Genomic DNA, 2,427 nt, shown 5'->3' on the forward strand with positions numbered 1-2,427 from the left:
CGCGGTGCCCGGAACGATGGATGACGAAGGCCGTTCCCGGTGTAGGTCGCCCTTCAGGGCGACTGACGCTGACGGGGGAGGGGCGGGATGCTGAGCAAGGTCGACCACCTCCAAGCCCGCGCCAAGCTTAAGCCCCCGTAGGGGCGCCACCTACCAGCGGGTGCGATCGAAAGTGATGTGGTCAGCGAAATCGCCCGTCGTAGATACTCTGTTCGAGCGCAAGTCCGATTTGCCTCCGATCCGTAAATTGGCCTCCTCGCTACGTGAACGGGCGCCATCGTCCGACGGCGTTCGCCATTCCGGCGTCGGGTCCACGGTCGGCACCCGCGATGTCACGGCGCGTCCGTGGGGGGAGCGGGCTGCGGGGTCCGCGTGGGCGGACTCCGTGTGGGCAAAGCGTGAATGTCGCAAGCGAACGTGGGGACAAGCCGGGGACAACTCGCCGCCGGCGTCGTGCCCGGACGGCGGCATCAGCGGTGGCGAGTTGCCCCCCGCTTGCCCCCACTCATTCACCCTTTGCCCACACTGCGCCGCGGCGAGCACCGTGCTGGCGGCGGACGCCTGCGGCGCAATCATCAGCAAGTTTTTCATCCTCATGAGGAGTGACGCGCGCGCCCGGCACTCACGCTGGGGTCTCGACGAGGGCATAGAAACGGCTGCCATTGAACGGCTGGCGGGCCTTGAGCATGGCGTGGATGGCGTGCAGGAGCTTGCGCATCACCGCACAGACGGCCTGGATCGGCTTCAGACCACGGTCTTCGATGAGGTGGCGGTAGTAGCCGTTGACGTGCTTCTCGTGACGCGCGGCGCTCAAGGCGGGCATGTACAGCGCCAAGCGCAGGTAGCGATTACCGGCCTTGCTCAGGTGCGGCTTGTGGTTGACGCTGGTGCCGGAGGTGGCGTGGCGCGGGTCGAGCCCCGCCTGGGCCACCCATTGTTTGGCCTGCATGTCCGCGGGCAGTACCAGGATCTCACCCATGATCTGGATGGCGCTGGCGGCGGCGATGCCTTTGACGCTGTTGAGCAGGGTGAAGACCTCACGCAGTTGGGCATCGGCGTCGATCAGCGCGCACGCCCCAGCGCGCAGTTGCGCGATGTGGTCATCGCATTGGGCGATGCTCAGGCGCAGATCCGCCAGCACGATCTCCGGTGTGCTGATGGTCTGGCTCGCTGCGTGTAACTGGTTCTTCGCCTGGGTGCGGGCCTTGACGAGCGCCGCCAGGCGCCGGGCGCACGCGCGCACCTCCAGGACCGGCGCGGCAGGAGGCTGCCACGGCTGGAACGGCATACTTTGCGCGAACTGCGCCAAAACACCGGCGTCCACCGCATCGCTCTTGGAGCGGGTCATCAGGGCCTGGGCAAAACGCTTGGCGGCCGTCGGATTGACCACCATCAGGGACACCCCGGCGGCGTCCAAGGCGAGCGCCAGGTCCAGGTGGTAGACGCCGGTTGCCTCCAGGCACACGCGCTGCACGCCAGCGCTTGTGAGCGCCTTGATCACCGCCTGGTGACCACTGGCGGTGTTCTCCAACTCGCGCACCTTGCCGGTCTGCTCGCCCGCACGGATCGCCAGCGCCAGGGTCTTGGCCGCCACGTCGATTCCAGCCACTTTTTCCACTTTCATCGGTCTGTTTCTCCAGGTTCAAACGCTGTAGCATCGTGTCCGGTTCCCCGACCCTGGACCCTCGCCTACCGACCTTGTGTATGCAGGCTCACGGGCAGTGCCCACGGCCTCGGATACTCTTCGGTATGGGCGAAGAGGGCGGGGAGCCAATCTACGTGCAAGCTCGAGGCTTCAGGGTGGAACGGCTTCCCGGGCACTCTCTGCAACATCCGTGTCTCGACCATCCCTGTCAATCCCTGGGAACAGAACATACAAGGGTGGAACAAGCGTAGCGGTTCCACCCTTCCACCCCCCACGCATCATTCGGGGTTCATACATTGGATGGTCTCCGGACAGGTGGCGCCCCACTCCGGGCTGTACCAGCCGCGCTCGACGCAGCGGGCGAAGGAGCAGTAAGGCCAGTCGCGCGGACGGTCCACATAGCCGTGCTTGACGGGGTTGTAATGGATGAAGTCCAGGTGCTACTCCCAGTCGTCAGGGTCACGAATCAGGTGCTCCCAAAATCGACGTTGCCAAATCAGATTTTAAACAACAGAACAAGCAAGTAAGACGTGACCCAGATTTCCGCGAACATCTCGCCCGAAACCCGTGACCGTCTGGAACGGTAGGTCCGTACCCGAGCCTTGAAGAGAGGATTCGTGATCGAACAGGCCCTGCTGCACCATCTCCAGAGACTCGACGAGATCCCTGAGGAGGTCGTCATCCCCCCGCGGCTCGTGATCACGTCTGTGTCGGGCGGGGGGCTGCTGGAGCAGCTGGAGTCTCAGGTGCAATTTCGATATGACAGGAGAATCTCGAGTGAA

1 protein-coding gene is annotated in these 2,427 nt (G+C 64.4%); it reads right to left on the minus strand.

All coding sequences use genetic code 11. The annotated features are described in order from the left end of the window. Window positions 1-622 precede the first annotated feature (622 nt). Window positions 623-1,624: an IS110 family transposase gene (locus QZY44_RS32565; RefSeq protein ID WP_295457492.1), complete on the minus strand. Its 1,002-nt coding sequence runs from the start codon at window positions 1,622-1,624 to the stop codon at window positions 623-625. Window positions 1,625-2,427 lie beyond the last annotated feature (803 nt).

Origin of the sequence: uncultured Thiodictyon sp., from assembly GCA_903837595.1 — a bacterium.
Classification (GTDB): Bacteria; Pseudomonadota; Gammaproteobacteria; order Chromatiales; family Chromatiaceae; genus Thiodictyon.